The following is a 15,978-nucleotide window of genomic DNA, read 5'->3' on the forward strand; positions in this document are numbered from 1 at the left end:
CGCAGCAGCGGGACAAGCACGCTCGCAGCAGTAACTTAGCTGGCCGCGAGCACCGGATCAAGTTCGACGCGCTCACCGCTCGACGCCGACCTGACGATCGCTTCGAACACGGCCACACCATGGTAAGCATCCGCCAATGACACCGGAAACGGCGCCTCACCTTTCACCGCGTCGGCAAAGGCTTCGAGTTCCTTGCGCTCGATATCGACCGGCGCATAGTCGAACACCTGCGCGGGCGAGTCGTTGCGCCGCGTCACTTCGAGGCGTGCGATACCGCGCAGCTCGGCATGCGCGGCGGAACCGAACGCATGCAAGCGCCAGCACATCGGCGTCGCGAGCGATGTCGTCAGCGAAGCGCTAGCGCCGCTAGCGAACTCGAACAACACCGCGGTAACGTCGTCGATCTCGCGCAGCATTCGCCTTGATGACACGGCGACCACGCTCCGCACCGGCCCGAGCAGTTCGATCATCGAGTCGACCATATGGATGCCAAGGCCCGCGAGGCCGCCGCAGGGCACTTCCACCGGATCGAGCCGCCACGATCCTTCGCTGTAGAAGCCGATCGCATTCGCCGAATAGTTCGCCTCGACGTGCAGCAGCGTGCCGAGGTCACCCGAATGCGCACGCGATACCAGGTCGCGCACCGCCGGCAGAAAGCGGCGGTTCATGCCGACCGCCAGCACCACGCCCGCCGCTTGCGCGGCTTCAATGCAACGCGCGGCCGACGCGCAATCGAGCGTGAACGGCTTTTCGCAAAGCACGTGCTTGCGGGCAGCCACGGCCTTGAGCACCTGGCTGGCGTGCACGCTATGCGGTGTGGCGAGCACGACCGCATCGATCGAGGGATTCGTGATCACATCGTTGAGCTGATTCGTGAGCGGAATGCCAACCTGATCGGCAAATTCCTGCGCTCGCCCGACGCGCCGTGTGACACCGGCGACAAATTGAATCTTGCTGCTTCCCTGAATCGACAACGTCAGCCGTCGCCCCCATCTACCCAAGCCTACGATTGCCGCGCGAACCGTCATCCACACCTCCCCGCATCGCATTGATCCACACACACGAAATTGCGCGCCAGCACCCGCGCGCGCAAACGCACGCCGATGTGGCGCGAACGACCGCTTCTTCAGGAACATCGCTAAGGATGCGCGTGCACCGACGCACGGACCACGACCGATGCACAAGACTTGCGCATCGCAGGCATCAAGCCAGGCATCAAGCGTCTTCTCTTATCGTTCCGGCTTTATTTTAAACACTTGATGCTGATATTTATTCCGACGAATGCGAATGCACAGCCCGGAGTGGCATTCGTATAGCGCGAGGCAATGTGTAATTATTCGACGCTCCACGACATTCCGCGCACCACCGTTCTCACGCGGCCGGTCACCGCAGGCTGTCCGCACCGTTACCGTTATCGCAGCCGCGAACCGCCGTGACGATCGCGTCCTCACTGCCGGTCAGCGCGTCGACGACCGCGTAGATGCCGACCGGGTGGTCGCCGGTATCGACACGACCGCCCCACACCTGGTCGCGCAGCAACAACGCGGACGATGCCTCAATGCGCGCCGCGTGCACTTCATGCCAAAGCGCCGCACCGCCCGCAACCGCGAGCACCACTGCACCGGCCGCACCCCAACCAAGCAAACGCTGAATACAAGTCTTGCCCTTCTGCCGCAAAACCGGACTGACGTGATCGATCAACATGTCCCGACTCCACTGCAATGCAATTGACTGACAGGCAACGCCCCCACAGCCAGGTATTTGCAATAAACGGGCGAAGTCGAGTCAATTTGAAGCGGCGCGTTACGTGGCGGGCGTGAGCGGCGACGTGGCGAAATACGCGGGACGCGTTGGCGACCGCAAAGCGTTTTGCGTTCAACAACAGTTCGTAACGCAGTGTTGGCGCGTGGCATACACACCCAACCATTCAGCAAACAATCGATGTTAGCCCGCATCGCCGTGCGCCGATGTTCAGTTTCACCGGCCATCGCGGTGCACGTCGCGGCATGCATCTGCGACATCACGCCGGGCTTCGAACTGCTTCAATCGGAAGCTGAACGTCCGCCCACGCGCCACCGTTCGACCGCGCATGAATATGAAGAACACCAACCCGGACGAATCCGCATCAAGGAGTGCAGCATGAAGTTCGACCGGTATGCGGCCGCGGCCACGGCGGCGGCGCTGCTCGCGGCGTGGCCCGGCCTCGCGTACGGGCAGACCACGTACGACGATGCATCGCCCCTGCCGGAAGAGCGTTCGATCGGGCACATCGAAGCGGTCCACGAGTTCTACGGCGCGATGCCGTCTGGCGTCGCGAAAGCACCGAACGGGCGGCTCTTCGTCAACTATCCGCGCTGGGGCGACGACGTGCCGTATAGCGTCGGCGAGATTGTCGACGGCCACGTGGTGCCGTATCCGAATGAGCAGATCAATCGGCCCGACCCGACGCATCCGGCAACGAGCCTGCTGAGCGTGCAGAACATCGTCGCCGACTATCGCAACCGGCTGTGGATTCTCGATACCGGTGCGCCGAAGTTCGCGCCACCGGTGCAAGGCGGTGCCAAGCTCGTCGCCGTCGATCTGACCACCAACAAGGTGGTGAAGACCATCGTCTTCAAGCCGAACGTGCTGCTGCCGATGTCGTATATCGACGACGCGCGGTTCGATTTCCGCTACGGCAAGGAAGGCGTGGCCTATCTGTCCGATTCATCGCCATCGGGTCCGGGCGGGATTATCGTGGTCGATCTCGCGAGCGGCGACGCATGGCGCACACTCGAAGCGCATCCCGCGACGCAGGGCGACCCGTCGTTCATTCCGGTCGTCGAAGGCATCGAGATGATGGAGGACGGCCCTGACGGCAGGCCGCAACCGGTGCGGCTCGCGGCAGACGGCCTCGCGCTGTCGCCGGATGGCGACATCCTCTATTTCTCGCCTTTGTCGAGCCGTCATCTGTATTCGGTCTCGACGAAGTTTCTGCGCGACCGCAACGCTGAAGACGGCGAAGTGGAAGCGAGCGTGCGCGACCTCGGCGAAAAAGGCGCGTCGGATGGCATCACCTCCGATGCGAACGGCGCGGTCTATGCGGGCGACTATGAGCGCAACAGCATCCGCAAGATGCTGCCCGACGGCACATGGGTAACGATCGCGCACGACCCACGCATTCTGTGGCCGGATGCGTTATCGATCGGCACGGACGGCTATCTGTATTTCACCGCGAATCAGTTGAACCGCCAGGCGCAGTTCAATCACGGCCGCGATCTGCGCAAAAAGCCGTACACGCTGTTTCGCATCAAGATCAACGCGCAGCCGCTGCAACTGAAGCCTTGAACGGCGGCGTTCATTCTTCTTCGATCGCCGTATCGTTTTCGAGAAACTTCTCGAACAAGCGCATATCCGCACGGCCTACGCCCCGCGACGCGAGGTCGGCGACACGGTCGACGCGCTCGACACTTTCCCAACGCACGATTTCCGCGCCCGTCGGAAACGGCGTGCGCACGACATCGCGATAGACCACGCGATACAACTGCGGATCGCGCACGCCACCACTACGCCATAAATCGCTTGCTGAACGGACACGCCCGTCGAACCAGAAACGCGTCCACATCGTGACGTCGCCCTTGCGATGCTCGGCGATAAACCCTGCGAGCACGAGCAGCACATACGGCAAATCGCGCTGATCGAGCAGCGGGAAGCCCCACAGGTTCATCACGTCCGCATACTTGACGACAGCGATAAAGCGTTCGAGCGTGAGCGCCGGCGCCATATGCCGCGCAATGCGAAAGTGCCGCTTCCAGTTGAACAGAAACTGCGCACGGTTCATACGCACCGCATTCAGGTCGGGCGTATGCAGGCTGATTTCAAAACGATCGAGCTGATAATTCGGCGTGGTCAGCGGACAGCGCGCGGTCTGCTCTTCGTGCCGATGCTTGAAATAACGATGGCCGCGCCGCTGATGATGCGTCGGCAGCAGTTCGCCCCCACAAAGCGGGCAGCGTACTGTGCCAGTACCAGGGTCGTCGCTACCGTTGCCCTCCCGAATACCATAGGCTTCGATATAGCGTTCATCGAGCGGATGAAGCTCATTATCCACGGTCATCGCGTTGACGAAAAAGAACGGTTTCTCAATGGCGAACTAATGTAATTGGAATACCTAGTTATCCAGAATAATTGTCGACAGATAAATGCTTTCGGCTTTTCTGTCCAAAAGATCATATCGATTAAAGGTGTCAGTTTTTTGCGAAATGTTCCGTAGCATTTTGTCAGTGGCATTTGTCACGCTAAAGCAAAGCGGCAACCTATATCATCAAGCATCTGATGCAACGGAGCCGGTAATGCATCCCTTGACCAAGATCATCGACACACAACCGCGCAAGCGGGAACGGGGTATCGCCATCGTCACCGTGCTGCTGGTGGTCGCGCTCGCGGCAACGCTCGCCGCCAGCGTGCTATGGCGCCAACGCGTCGCGACCCGCGACGTCGAGAACCAGCGGCTCGCGGCGGAGACGATGTGGGTCGAGCGTGCCGCCGTCGAATGGGCGCGCGCGACATTGCGTGCGCAGAGCTCGACATCGAACGTCACGTTCGACGGCCAGGAGTGGTCGGCCCCCGTCAGCGACATACAGCTGTCGAACCTGCTGCCGCGCGATGCGATCGAGGTCAATGGCGAGCTGGCCAATGCGTGGATCTCCGGCCAGGTGGAGGACGCGCAAGCGAAGTTCAATCTCGCGAATCTCGTTTCGCGGCCGGCGCCCGCGCAGCCGTGGCGCATCGACGGCAATGGCATCGCCGCGTATCGCAGACTGCTTGGTGAACTGTCGCTCGATCCGGCGCTCGCGCAAGCCACCGCCGACTACATGCTGCGTTCGCTGCGCGACGGCAGCGGCACCAGCGACTGGCCGCTGCAACTGGTATCGGCAGCGGACTTGCGACGCATTCCGGGCTATGACGCAGCAGCGGTTCATGCGCTGACGCCGTTCGTCACCGTGCTGCCCGACCTCACCGCCGTCAACGTGAACACGGCACCCGAACAGACGATTGTCGCGGCGATTCCCGGCATTTCCGCGGGTCAGGCGCATACGATCGTCCAGCGCCGCAATACCGCTTACTTCGTCAGCACCGCCGAAGTGGCGATGCTGCTGTCGCCTCCGCAACAAGCGACCGCGACGCTCGCCGATGGCGCACAGATAGACGTGAATAGCGGTTACTTCATCGTGCACTGCCGGATTCACTCAAAGCGAATCAACACGCGCATCGATACGCTGATCGCGCGCTACGGCATCGGCGATTACTCCTGGACCTCGGTCATCTGGGTCCACCGCGTGACGACGTAATTCAAAAAACTCAATTCACCGAGGTCTTTAGCGGCGGTGGCTCGAGCACCTCGCGAGCCACGCCCGCGTAACCCATCGCAAGCCGGTCGAGACTGCTTTCGCGAATTTCCGCCTTCATCCGGTTCCATTCTTCGACGGAAATCAGAAACGCGATCGCCTGCCCGTATTTCGTCACCATCACCGGCGCTTCAACCGCATCGCGCAGCGCCTTCGACGGGTTGCTGCTGAAGTCGCGCGTCGCCATCGCAACGGCCCGTTGTTCGGCAAGCGGCTCGGTATCGAGATCGATTTTTCGTTCGCAGCCCAATAGCAGGTCGATGGTCGCGGCGCACATCATCTGCGCGGTCACCGGCGATACTTTCGCTTCGCGTTGCTGTTTGCGCGTGCTGCGCGTGTCGACGTGCGCGGCGATCGCATCGACGAGTTCCCCGAGCTGTTTCGGCGCCATCCGTTCATAGCGCTGCCACTGGTCATCCGGCAGCGCGACCATCATGCCCGCATAAGTCGCACTGACGCCAGCCGCGACATGCGACGGCAAGCGCTCGAATTCGCGCTCGCTCAATTCCTGCTGCGCGCTGACGACACGCACGATGGTACTCAACACGTTATAGGCAAACGCGGCCACCCCAAAGGTCAGCAATGCGGCGCGCGGCGGCCCCGCCGACAGCATCTCGCCATTAAAAACCGGTTCGAGCGGCACCGGCAAGGTCGCGCTCCAGTGGCGGCACGACAGACGCGCGACCTCTTGCGCATCCAGTTGCGTGGCGGGCACGTTCGTCAGAATGCGGATCAGGCGCTCGCCGCCTTCACTGCTGCGATCGAGGCGCACTTCGATGCGCCTGAACACGATCGGCGTGCCCAATTCATCGGCAATGCTCACCGACTGTTCATACACCACGCCGCTTTCGATGCGCCCGTGTTCGACAGGACTGTCCAGTTCGCGATGCTCCGGCGTGCAACCGTGCTCCTGCACGATAAACGCGCTGCCGCGGCGCGGCCAGCCATTCAGAATCGCACGCGTGCTAAAACGCCGGTCGACAATCCATAACTCGCCTGGTTGAACCGAATCGAGCAGCGAGCCGGTCAGCGCGCGCTCATGCGCGTCGTCGCGCTCGCACGGCACGAGATCGACAATCATCGCGAGATCGGGGTCGTACACAATCAACGATTGCGCCGCGAGCGCAGCGCCACGCAGCGCGTTGAGCGGTGTCACCACCGGCGCGCAGCCGTCCGGGCCCGGCGCGCACTTCACGCCCGCCGGCAAATGGCTGCCATGCAGCACGCGCAGCCGATAACCCTGCACGGTCGCCGGCAGCGAGCGCTGCGGCGCCTGAGCGAGCGCACACAAACGCTGCGCGCTATCGCGCACCAGCGCACGGCCCCAGCCGGAACGCGTGCGGCTGATCCGGTCGTGCAACACGGTAATCGACGCGGGCCATTCGTGCGGCACGCGTGCGGCCTCGCTAGCCGGCCGCCGCAAGCGCGCCGACAGCGTCGACATCACTTCGACCGTCGTGCTGAACAGCGACTCGCGCAACTGCACGGCACCGCGCACGTCTTCCTGCTCGAACAGATCGCCGACCCATTGTGCGTCCAGCGCGCATTGCAGCATCAGGCGCGCCATCAACGTCATCGGGCTATGCTCAACAAAGCGTTGTATCACTGCGCGCATCACGTTATCGCCCCGTCTCTATCTGGTGAAGCATGCGAATAAACTGACACTGCCTGTTCAAGTTGCCGCCCGGTTTCGCGTGGTTCCCAAACCGGCAGCGCCGGCCCAATCCTGAATGACCACCATTGACGATTCGTTTTCAGCGACTCAGCATCCGACCTGAGCGGACCGTCCTGGAGGAACCTGCATGTTTGTCGACCCGCGCGTGGCACATGGCCGCGCGAAATTCGAACTCAACCGCTCGCCTCGCCTGTTTGCCGACGAACGCCGCGGCAAGCTGACCGACATCGTGATGAAAAGCCTCGACGACTTCACCGGCGCACCGAACCGTCGCGCACTGATGCGGATGCTGTCGCATCAGGTCGCGCCGAAGATCGCGCGTCTCGGCCTCGAGCCCTACGTCGGCACGGTCGGCAGCGCCGAGGGCCTGTTCGTCAGCTTCGCGACGATGAGCGCCGAACACGGGTTGCGCGAATTCCAGCTGCAAGTCACCGTTCCCGGCCTCGTGCTCACCAGCTTCTCGTCTACTGCGATCAAACCGCACGCGGTCGCGCGCTGCATGCAGCGCAACGGCGTGCTGTCTCTTGACGGCATCGAAGGGGAAACCAGCACCGCGTTCGTGTTCGCACGCACCCTGCGTGCGCTGGCGAAGGTCGAGCATTGGAAGCAGGCCGCGGTGCCGACCACGAACGGCCTGTTCGTCGGCGACGTGATCGATAACGGCGACTTCCATCTCAAGACCTATCTGCGCCCATCGGCGAACGGTCGCGCTTCGCGCTGGAGCGGCTTCTGCGAGCTGTTCTCCCCCATGCCTGCCTGGTCTCTCTCTCAGATTCATGACGGCAGCGATCTATTGCATTGGATGATCGACCAGATCGTCGCGTTGCGTAAAAGCGGCGCGCTGACCGAACGTTTCCCTTTTCTTCTCAAGCCCTACGAGAGCGTTGACGATCCGCTCGATGCTGCATGGGATACCGCGCCCGGCGTTGCCGCACCGCATGCAGCAAGCGGAGACGCGCAATCGTTGCCGCCGGCTACGGGCAGCAATCGTGAACCCCATCGGTGATCGTGAACGCGTAAAGCGGGCTTACATAGACAAGGTCGAAACGAGGGCGGCCTAACCCGCAAACTTTTCAGCGGATGCCGTGACGATGCCGGTTTGCGCGCGAGGGAAGGGACAAGGAGAAGCCGTGCGGATAAGCACCACGCATGGCGCGCGTTGCGAATTGAATAGCGCGGCTTCGTGAATAACCAAGCTTCGCCGATGCGCGAATCCGCATCGTCAAAAGCGAAAGCGCTTTAGCTCAGCAGCACGATATTGCCCGGCAACTGCGTGATATGCGCGCCATACAGCTTGCCGAGCATGCCGACCACGTCGTCGAGCTTGGCGATCGGGAATTGCGCCTGAATCCGGTTATCGCCCAACGACGCGTTGCGCAGAATAATCTTGCCGGGCCGATAACGGTTAATCTCGTCGACCACCTGCGACAGCGGCACTCCGTTAAACACCAGCACACCGCGACGCCACGACGTGACGACGCCCGGATCGACGTCGGTCACCGGGTGCACGTCGCGATCGTCATAGACGATCTGCTGCGACGGTTGCAACGTCAACTTACGGCGCGGATGCTCAAAGGCGACCGTGCCGGATATGCACGTCACGCAAACCTGATCGTCGGTCCGCTTGATATCGAAGCGCGCGACCTGCGCCTGCAGGCGGCCCTTGCCGGCCATCACTGACACCGCCCGCATCGGACCGATATACCCGGCCGGCGGCTGCGCGGCGACAATCTCCGCTTCGCCGGCCACGAGCTCGACGCTATGCATCGTGTCCTGCAAAGCCAGCTTGTCCATCCGCGTCTGCGTATTCATTTCGATTGCGACGCGGTCCGACAACACGACCCGGCGCCGCTCGCCGGTGCCGGTGCGCCAGTCGGCGGCGAAGTCGCCGAGCGCGGGCCACAGCTGCATCGGCGGCTTCAGCGCGAGCCACGACGCACCGGCAGCCAGCGCAAAACCGACGAACGCGCGCCGCCCCGGGCGCAACGGATGCGCGGTTGCGCGACGCTTGGGCTCGCCGCGCCACGCAGTCCCGTTCGCGCGCTCTTCTTCGGCCAGCTCGGCAGCCGCGCCGCGCAACGACGTCCATGTATCACGCAGCAGTTGCGCGGTCTGCGGATTGGCTTCGCACCACTGTTCGAACGCCTGTGTTTCGTCCGCGCTCGCGTCGCCGGAGCGCAGACGGACGAGCCACGCACTGGCTTGTGCGTGGACGTCGGTCGCGGTATCGGCGTCGGCTTTGTTCATCTGTAGCGTGCTCAAAATTTTCTCGGCCCGGCGGTCGAACCGGCGTACGGATCGCCGGTTTCCTGCATGCGCTTGAGGCAGTACTTCATTGCCGCACTCAATTCGCTTTCGACAAGCCGCAGCGAAATGCCGAACTGTTCGGCAATTTCACGGTTCAATAGCCCTTCGACGCGCGCGGCAATCAGAATCGCGCGGCGCCGGGGCGTCAGGCCACGCATAATATCTTTCAGCGATTCGACTTTACGGCGTGCTGCTACGATCCGTTCCGGGTCCGCAAGTTCATCGGGCACGTCGAGCAAAAGCTCGGCATCTTCGTCGTGCTCGTGGCGCCGCTCGCGCCGATGCTGGTCGATCACGACATTATTGGCCATGCCGAGCAGATACGCATCCCCATTCGCGACCGGCGTGGCAATATTCGCGCTTTCGAGACGCAGCCAGGTTTCGTGCAAAGCGTCGGCCGCACCGTCCTTCGACCCGGTCACGCGTTCGAGCCGTTTGGCCAGATACGCATAACGCGAGACGAGCAGCTTCCTGAGTGCCTGCGCGCGACTGGTGTCGGACATGGCCTCTAACCTCGCTTTCCGAGCGGCGGGCAATTGATATGCACGCCATTGCCGGACGGCCGCAGCAGAATCGTCACCGGTTCGGGCAAGCCGGGCGGCGGCGCCGAATCGAGCTTCAATGAGCGCAGCGCCTGTTCGATCGCCGCGTCGCGCCGCGGCGAACCGCTGGTCGCGATCAGATCCGTGTCCGTCACCGCGCCATGGTCGTCGATGCGCATCTGGGCAACCAGCCGGTAATTGCCGGGGCGCGTCACGTCCTGCGCGCATAGCGCCTCGGTCATGCGCTCCTGAATCATCGCGGCATAGGCGCGCTGCTCGTTGTCATCGGCAAGGCCGTCGACCGGCAAAGCGGTCGGCACCGGTTGCGTCTGCACGAGCCCGGCCGTGGCGGTGTTAGGCGCGGCAGGCGCGGTCTGCGCGACGATCATCGCTTCTTCGGGACCGGCGAAGTCGGCTTGCAGGCCGGTGCCTTCCAGCAATTGAATCAGCGCATCGTGCGGCGTGTAGTCGCCGCTCACGGCCGTGCTGGTTCTTCCTTCGAGCAGCGGCGCGGGCGCGAGCAGAACCATCTCGGTCATGCTGCCGAAGGCCTGAAGCGTCAACGCGAGCGGCTGAGCCGGAAGATCGAATTGCATGGTTCTTGCGGACTGACTCCCGGCGGGCGCTGCGTCCTGTGCTCGCGCACCTCGCATGGTGAGCGCGCACAGCATCAGACATACGACCAGTGTGACGACACTGGTCGGCGCCCGGGAGTCGGTCATGAATGAAAAGCCGGAAATGAGGGGACGGTGTGCGATGCCGTCGCGACAATCTCGACAAAAGTGTCGACAAAGAAGCTGGACGACGTATCGTATGTACTGAATATGACAATCAGAAGTCAAGGAACGAGGCGTTTTGACTTGGCTCGCATAGTGGGACGAAGCATCGGCGCTGGCCGATTTCCGGGTCGGCCGCACGGTGTTAGTGCTCCAGAGTGGGCTGTAGCGTGGCCGAAATCGTCACGAGCCCGGGCTTGTCTTCGGCGCTGGCGCGCAGGTTGATCGCGCGCACGTGGTCTTCTTTGCGCACCTGGTCGAGCCAGGTCATCCATGTCGCGAACGGCACCGCTTTCGCATCGATCTGCACGCCTTTGCCGAGCACGGTCAATTGCGCGTTCGCGATGCCGGTTTGCGCAAGCGAAGCGTCAAGCGCGTCGCGCAATGCGGCGCCAGTGGGCGCTCGCTGCGCGGCCGCCGCTTTCAGATGGCGCGCTTCGTCGACTTGCATGCGGATATCCGCGAGTTGCGCTTCGAGTTGCGGCAGGCTCGCGGCAATCTGTGCGCGGCCTTCAAACGCCGGCTCCCACAGCGCGTTATAGACGAGCGCGGCAGCGGCGACTGCGCCGCCTGCGAGCAATAGCTTCCGCTCGCGCGGTGGGCGCGCGTCGAACCAGCTTTTCAGTGGGATGAGCGCTGCGCGGATCTGATTGACCATTTGCCGTTGTCCTCCTGTGCGGAGAGGCCCTGCGCGGCGAGACGCCGGGTCAGCCCGTCGCTGTCGATCGTCGTGCCGGGTTTGAAGGTGACGTCGAGTGCATTGCCGCTGTAGTCGAGGCCGGCGATCGCGCTGGATGGGATGGTGCTTAGTGCTTTCGACAGACCGGTCGCAAGCACCGCGAAGTCGTCGGCGCGCAGTTCGCCGGCCGCGCTGCGCAGGCGCGCGAGGCCTGCGGCCATTTGCGCGTGCGGGTCGAGAATCACGGTCGCGTCGGGGAACGCGGTTTTGACGAGCTCCGTCATTTGCGCGTTGAGTGCGTCGCGGCGGTGGCGCAACTGGAACCATTGCACATTCATTGCGCCGATCGACACGATCACCGATGCCACGACCAGGCCGATTGCCACGCGCCATGGTTTGAGACCACCGGCGCCGGCGCGCGAGCGGCCCGCGTTGGCGAAATCGAACTGGCAGAGGTCGAAGCGGCAGGCGAGCGCGTCGCGGGCTAAAGCGGACCACGGCAGCGTCAACGCAACGAGTGGGAACGCGGTGGACGTTGATGCCTGTTGAACGTGCGTAGCGCGAGCGGCGGGCGGGTTGTTGTGCGATGCGGCCTGGCTTGCGTTTGAGTTCGAGCTTGCGTTTGCGGTGCTGCCGTTCGTGTGCTCGCCAGATGCCTCGAACGCGAGCGAATAGACCGCTAATGGCTGACGTTTCGCGAGTTCCGCAATCGTTGCGTCCAGTTGCGGTGCGCGGATCGTCATGCCGAAGCCGAGCGTGTCTTGCCGGACGGCGATTTCCACGCGTTCTTCGTCGGGGCCCGTCATCGTGTCGGTCGGGTCGGTTGTCCCGGTCTGCGTGCTTTGGACGCCAGTGCGTTCGCGCGGCCGGATGTCATACCGCACAATCAGTGCGCTTGCGATTAAGTCAGTGTTCGCTTCGGCGGTTTCCGGCGGCGACGTCCCGGTTGCGTCGTCTTCTTCAGTTTCGAACGGGGTGTCGCCCACTGCGGCCGTCGCTTCCTCGTGCCGCTGGACCTCGTTAGCGGGCCGCGGCGCGCGCGCGGCTTCCAGCTTCGGAATGCAATGAATCAACGGCACCGCGCGCAGCTTGCGATGCCCCGCCGCGACGAATCGTTCGATCACGCCCGCAAACCACTCACGGTCGACAATCGCCGCGCATCGCTCGCCTGGCTCTCCGGCATCGGGACCGACCGCAATATGACTGCGCTGCGCATCCTGAATCAGATGTTCTTCGACCACATTCGGCAACACGCGCTTCAAGCGCGGACCCGTGACCGGAGGCAGCGTAACCTTTAGCAATAGCGTGTCGCGCGCGGCAACGATGAGCACCGTCGCAAGCGCATGAGGCAGTTCAGCGAGCGGCGCTTGCCCGACACGCAGAGTTTCGCCGCCGCGATGGATCAACGCGAAATGCAAAGGCATCGCGTCAACGTCATGGGCACCCGCTGTTTGCGCATCGGCGGACGGCAACAGCACGATCAGGCTCGACATGGCGAAGCCTCCTCCCACTGAAACTCGCGCCGCACACGGCGATATCCGATATTCATGGCCTACGCACCGCGAAGTTGCCGATGCCCGTGCCCACCACCAGCAAGCTCACCGCACCGGAATACAACGTGATCGTCACCGGCACCTCGATGCTCTCCTCGCCGAACACGACGCGTTGAATGCCCGCGCCGCCGGTATAGCGAATCGACACACCGGTCACATCGGTGCCCCAGCGGTGCGGACCAAGCACGTCGTCGGTCAATGGCAGCCACTTGCCGTTCTCCGTGCGCTGAAAGAAGCGATAACCGCCGTCCATCGGCTCCCATGCGATCGACGTCGAACGCACCTGCGCTTCGTCATCCGCGGATTCGAGCAGCGTCGCAAGACGCTGCGCTTCTTCGTTGAGATCGGTGCGGCGATTGCGCGACGGCGCAAGCGCGACGACCGCGATCAGCAGTCCCGCGATCATCAGCACGACGAGCATCTCCAGCAGCGTAAAGCCGCTGGACCCGCGCAGCGTGATGCGTGGCCCTACGCGCCGCGCAACGCCACGCATATCGCTACTGCCATGAGCCGATATCGGCATCGTTAGCCTCCCCGCCTGCCTTGCCGTCCGCGCCGTAGCTGAACACGTCGATTTCGCCGTGCACGCCGGGGTTCAGAAACTGGTACTGATTCCCCCACGGGTCGTTCGGCAAGCGTTCGAGATAACCGCCGGATTTCCAGTTATTCGGCACCGGTTCTGTCGTCGGCTTTTCGATCAGTGCGCGCAAGCCCTGCTCGCTAGTCGGATAGCGGCCGTTATCGAGCCGGTACAGATTGAGCGCCTGCATCATCGTGCCGATATCCTGTTTGGCGGCGACGCGGCGTGCCTCATCCGGACGGCTCATGATCTTCGGCACGATCAGCGCGGCAAGAATGCCGAGAATCGCGATCACGACCATGATTTCGATCAGCGTAAAGCCGCGCTGCGCGCGTGCGCGCGACGCGCGAACCTGCGCACGCACGCGTGATACGTCACGTATAGTCGAACCAGTCATCACAAGTTCACCCTCTCGCCCAAAAATACGGTTACGCGGTAAGTCCGTCTTGCACACAGAGACAAAAGCGTGGCATGGGGCGCTTCACTCGGACCATCCACCCATGCCGTTCACACGGTTCACACAGCGGGAATTCACGTCATGCTTCGCATCAACGTCATGCATCGGTTTATGTCCTTGCCCACGCTCGGCACCGTTGCGGCCATCGCGCTGTTCGTTGCGGTGCTCGCGTGGTGGGCGCATGTTTTCACCGCAGCGGCACCTGCCGCACCGGCGCAACCCGCGCCGCCCGCCGCACTCGATACGACCGCCGGGGGCACGCTGTTCGGCTCGCAGCCCGACCAGGGGCCGCGCGATACGGTTCAACTGCTCGGCGTACTGTCGTTCGATGCGAATCACGGCGCGGCGATCGTCAGCATCGGCGGCGAGCCGGCGCGAGTGATCCGCGTGAACGGCAAGATCAACGATTCGACGACGCTCGCTGAAGTGCGCGCGCGCTCGATCGTCGTGAAGCGCGGCAGCTTGCGGCGCGAGATCGCATTGCCGGCTGTCGAGAATCCGAGTGCGTTCGTGCGGTGAAGCGTGGGTTGAAGCGCGCATCACTGCACCATGTTGTTGAGTTCGATGATCGGCATCATCACCGCCAGCACGATCACCAGCACCACGCCGCCCATCGCGAGAATCAGCAGCGGTTCGAGCAGGCTCGTCAGGAACATCGTGCGGCGCTCGAGTTCGCGCGATTCGCCTTCGGATGCGCGGTCGAGCATCGTCGTCACGTCGCCGGTTGCTTCGCCTGAACGGATCAGGTGCACGAGCACCGGCGGAAATGTCTTCGTATTGCCGAGCGCGCGCGATAGCGACGTGCCTTCACGCACGCGCACGATGGCGTCGTCGATATTGGTGCGCATCGCGCGATTGCTGAGCGTTTCGCCGGCCGCCTGCAAGGCGCGCAGAATCGGCACGCCAGCCGCGGTCAGAATGCCGAGCGTGCTCGCAAAGCGCACGGTGTTATAGCCGCGCACGAGTTTGCCGAATAGCGGCGCGGTCAACGCCCATCGATCAAACGCGAGCCGCGGCCCCGCTTGCGCGAGAATGCCGCGCACAATCCACACTATCAGCGCCACCGCGATCAGCGCAGCCCACCACCAATGGCGCACGAAATCGGAAAGCGCGAGCATCGCCACCGTCAGAAACGGCAGCTCCTGCTTCGTGCTGGTGAACACGTTCGCCACTTGCGGCACCACATAGCTCAGCAGAAACGTGACGATGCCAAATGCGATCAACGTCACCACGGTTGGGTACGTGAACGCGAGCAGAATCTTCTGCTTTAGCGCATTGCTTTGTTCGATATAGTCAGCGAGGCGCGACAGCACGATGCCGAGCTTGCCGGTATGCTCGCCGGCCGTGACCAGTGCGCGATAAATGTCAGGGAAATCCTTCGGATGCTGCGACAGCGCGTTCGCCAGCGAATGGCCGCCGACCACTTCCGATCGGATCGCCGCCATCAGTTCGCGCACGTAATCGCGCTCACCCTGTTCGCTGAGCACCGTCAGCGTTTCACTGAGCGGCAGGCCCGCGATCAGCAGGCTCGCGAGCTGGCGCGTGAGAATCGCCTGTTCACGCTGCGACAGCTTGCGGCCCAGCGACAGGCGCTGGCCGCGCTCGCCCTGCGAGCGCTGTGCGGCCAATTCAACGATCAGCGGCGTCAACCCTTGCGCACGCAGCTGACTGCGCCCCGCTCGCGCGCTGTCCGCATCGAGTACGCCCTTTAGCGTTTTGCCCGCAGCATTGATCGCTTCATAACGGAATGCCGACATGTCATTCTCCGCCTGTCACCCGCAGCACTTCTTCAAGGGAAGTGAAACCTGTTGCAAGCCAACGGTTCGCATCCTCACGTAGCGTGCGCATGCCCGATGCGCGGCCGGTCGCGAGGATTTCCGCGTCGGACGCGTTGCGGTGAATCAAGGATGTGATTGCGTCGTCAACCAGTAGCAGTTCGTAGACGCCGCGTCGTCCCGCATAACCCGAATGCCCGCACTTCTCGCAGCCGACCGGGTGCCACTGCTTGTGGCCTTCTTCTTC

Annotated in this window: 17 protein-coding genes; 4 read left to right on the forward strand and 13 right to left on the reverse strand. The window is 63.0% G+C overall.

The genetic code is table 11. The annotated features are described in order from the left end of the window. Positions 1-35 precede the first annotated feature (35 nt). Together HV796_RS04575 and HV796_RS04580 are read right to left on the reverse strand one after the other, a co-directional pair. Positions 36-1,028 carry a Gfo/Idh/MocA family protein gene (locus HV796_RS04575; RefSeq protein WP_175225257.1) on the reverse strand — a complete coding sequence of 331 codons (993 nt, stop codon included), beginning with the start codon at positions 1,026-1,028 and terminating at the stop codon, positions 36-38. A 355-nt stretch (positions 1,029-1,383) separates the two neighbouring features. Further along, entirely contained in the window at positions 1,384-1,704 is a 321-nt protein-coding gene (locus HV796_RS04580) for a hypothetical protein (RefSeq protein ID WP_175225258.1), read from the reverse strand. 435 nt (positions 1,705-2,139) lie between these two features. On the opposite strand from HV796_RS04580, the gene HV796_RS04585 reads away from it, so the two are divergent. Beyond that, entirely contained in the window at positions 2,140-3,327 is a 1,188-nt protein-coding gene (locus HV796_RS04585) for an L-dopachrome tautomerase-related protein (protein ID WP_175225259.1), read from the forward strand. 10 nt (positions 3,328-3,337) lie between these two features. Here the strand turns inward: HV796_RS04585 and HV796_RS04590 are convergent, their stop codons facing one another. Continuing rightward, positions 3,338-4,090 (reverse strand): hypothetical protein, encoded by a 753-nt coding sequence (locus HV796_RS04590; protein WP_175225260.1) that lies wholly within the window; start codon positions 4,088-4,090, stop codon positions 3,338-3,340. Between the two features lie 241 nt (positions 4,091-4,331). On the opposite strand from HV796_RS04590, the gene gspK reads away from it, so the two are divergent. After that, entirely contained in the window at positions 4,332-5,330 is a 999-nt protein-coding gene (gene gspK / locus HV796_RS04595) for a type II secretion system minor pseudopilin GspK (protein WP_175225261.1), read from the forward strand. Between the two features lie 10 nt (positions 5,331-5,340). On the opposite strand, the gene HV796_RS04600 is transcribed toward gspK, so the two are convergent. Beyond that, on the reverse strand, positions 5,341-6,963 hold the full coding sequence (locus HV796_RS04600; RefSeq protein WP_175225262.1) for a type II toxin-antitoxin system Phd/YefM family antitoxin: 1,623 nt from the start codon (positions 6,961-6,963) through the stop codon (positions 5,341-5,343). 226 nt (positions 6,964-7,189) lie between these two features. On the opposite strand from HV796_RS04600, the gene HV796_RS04605 reads away from it, so the two are divergent. Beyond that, on the forward strand, positions 7,190-8,068 hold the full coding sequence (locus HV796_RS04605; RefSeq protein WP_246355685.1) for a hypothetical protein: 879 nt from the start codon (positions 7,190-7,192) through the stop codon (positions 8,066-8,068). 233 nt (positions 8,069-8,301) lie between these two features. Here HV796_RS04605 and HV796_RS04610 read toward each other — a convergent pair whose 3' ends face one another. From HV796_RS04610 to gspG, 7 genes are all read right to left on the reverse strand, one after another. After that, positions 8,302-9,309 (reverse strand): FecR family protein, encoded by a 1,008-nt coding sequence (locus tag HV796_RS04610; RefSeq protein WP_175225263.1) that lies wholly within the window; start codon positions 9,307-9,309, stop codon positions 8,302-8,304. Positions 9,310-9,320: 11 nt separating this feature from the next. Beyond that, complete coding sequence (locus HV796_RS04615; RefSeq protein ID WP_175225264.1) at positions 9,321-9,872, reverse strand: RNA polymerase sigma factor; 552 nt, start codon at positions 9,870-9,872, stop codon at positions 9,321-9,323. 5 nt (positions 9,873-9,877) lie between these two features. Continuing rightward, the gene (locus HV796_RS04620) at positions 9,878-10,507 is read right to left on the reverse strand and encodes an STN domain-containing protein (RefSeq protein ID WP_343052853.1); all 630 of its coding nucleotides are present in this window, start codon (positions 10,505-10,507) and stop codon (positions 9,878-9,880) included. A gap of 325 nt (positions 10,508-10,832) precedes the next feature. Next, positions 10,833-11,345 carry a type II secretion system protein GspM gene (gene gspM / locus HV796_RS04625; protein ID WP_175225266.1) on the reverse strand — a complete coding sequence of 171 codons (513 nt, stop codon included), beginning with the start codon at positions 11,343-11,345 and terminating at the stop codon, positions 10,833-10,835. Next, a complete protein-coding gene (gene gspL / locus HV796_RS04630; protein ID WP_175225267.1) occupies positions 11,309-12,859 on the reverse strand; it encodes a type II secretion system protein GspL in 1,551 nt (516 codons plus the stop codon). Before gspL ends, gspM begins: the two co-directional genes overlap by 37 nt. 52 nt (positions 12,860-12,911) lie before the next feature. Beyond that, a complete protein-coding gene (locus HV796_RS04635) occupies positions 12,912-13,442 on the reverse strand; it encodes a GspH/FimT family pseudopilin (protein WP_175225268.1) in 531 nt (176 codons plus the stop codon). Further along, positions 13,417-13,896: a type II secretion system major pseudopilin GspG gene (gene gspG / locus HV796_RS04640; protein ID WP_377693024.1), complete on the reverse strand. Its 480-nt coding sequence runs from the start codon at positions 13,894-13,896 to the stop codon at positions 13,417-13,419. The genes HV796_RS04635 and gspG overlap by 26 nt, the downstream gene beginning before the upstream one ends. A gap of 141 nt (positions 13,897-14,037) precedes the next feature. Here gspG and HV796_RS04645 point away from each other — a divergent pair, with 141 nt between their 5' ends. Further along, positions 14,038-14,475 carry a general secretion pathway protein GspC gene (locus HV796_RS04645; RefSeq protein WP_246355686.1) on the forward strand — a complete coding sequence of 146 codons (438 nt, stop codon included), beginning with the start codon at positions 14,038-14,040 and terminating at the stop codon, positions 14,473-14,475. 20 nt (positions 14,476-14,495) lie between these two features. Here HV796_RS04645 and gspF read toward each other — a convergent pair whose 3' ends face one another. Both gspF and HV796_RS04655 read right to left on the reverse strand, forming a co-directional pair. Continuing rightward, positions 14,496-15,713 (reverse strand): type II secretion system inner membrane protein GspF, encoded by a 1,218-nt coding sequence (gene gspF, locus HV796_RS04650; protein WP_175225269.1) that lies wholly within the window; start codon positions 15,711-15,713, stop codon positions 14,496-14,498. A 1-nt stretch (position 15,714) separates the two neighbouring features. Continuing rightward, a partial coding sequence (locus HV796_RS04655) for an ATPase, T2SS/T4P/T4SS family (protein ID WP_484555913.1) occupies positions 15,715-15,978 on the reverse strand: 264 nt, incomplete at its 5' end.

Source organism: Paraburkholderia humisilvae, assembly GCF_902859855.1.
Taxonomy (GTDB): Bacteria; Pseudomonadota; Gammaproteobacteria; order Burkholderiales; family Burkholderiaceae; genus Paraburkholderia; species Paraburkholderia humisilvae.

Bases quoted from the DNA above. Each gene is read 5' to 3' on its own strand.
- HV796_RS04575 (WP_175225257.1), bottom strand. From the start codon at position 1,028: ATGACGGTTCGCGCGGCAATCGTAGGCTTGGGTAGATGGGGGCGACGG.
- HV796_RS04580 (WP_175225258.1), bottom strand. From the start codon at position 1,704: ATGTTGATCGATCACGTCAGTCCGGTTTTGCGGCAGAAGGGCAAGACT.
- HV796_RS04585 (WP_175225259.1), top strand. From the start codon at position 2,140: ATGAAGTTCGACCGGTATGCGGCCGCGGCCACGGCGGCGGCGCTGCTC.
- gspK (WP_175225261.1), top strand. From the start codon at position 4,332: ATGCATCCCTTGACCAAGATCATCGACACACAACCGCGCAAGCGGGAA.
- HV796_RS04600 (WP_175225262.1), bottom strand. From the start codon at position 6,963: ATGACGTTGATGGCGCGCCTGATGCTGCAATGCGCGCTGGACGCACAA.
- HV796_RS04605 (WP_246355685.1), top strand. From the start codon at position 7,190: ATGTTTGTCGACCCGCGCGTGGCACATGGCCGCGCGAAATTCGAACTC.
- HV796_RS04610 (WP_175225263.1), bottom strand. From the start codon at position 9,309: ATGAACAAAGCCGACGCCGATACCGCGACCGACGTCCACGCACAAGCC.
- HV796_RS04615 (WP_175225264.1), bottom strand. From the start codon at position 9,872: ATGTCCGACACCAGTCGCGCGCAGGCACTCAGGAAGCTGCTCGTCTCG.
- HV796_RS04620 (WP_343052853.1), bottom strand. From the start codon at position 10,507: ATGCAATTCGATCTTCCGGCTCAGCCGCTCGCGTTGACGCTTCAGGCC.
- gspM (WP_175225266.1), bottom strand. From the start codon at position 11,345: ATGGTCAATCAGATCCGCGCAGCGCTCATCCCACTGAAAAGCTGGTTC.
- gspL (WP_175225267.1), bottom strand. From the start codon at position 12,859: ATGTCGAGCCTGATCGTGCTGTTGCCGTCCGCCGATGCGCAAACAGCG.
- HV796_RS04635 (WP_175225268.1), bottom strand. From the start codon at position 13,442: ATGCCGATATCGGCTCATGGCAGTAGCGATATGCGTGGCGTTGCGCGG.
- gspG (WP_377693024.1), bottom strand. From the start codon at position 13,896: ATGACTGGTTCGACTATACGTGACGTATCACGCGTGCGTGCGCAGGTT.
- HV796_RS04645 (WP_246355686.1), top strand. From the start codon at position 14,038: ATGCTTCGCATCAACGTCATGCATCGGTTTATGTCCTTGCCCACGCTC.
- gspF (WP_175225269.1), bottom strand. From the start codon at position 15,713: ATGTCGGCATTCCGTTATGAAGCGATCAATGCTGCGGGCAAAACGCTA.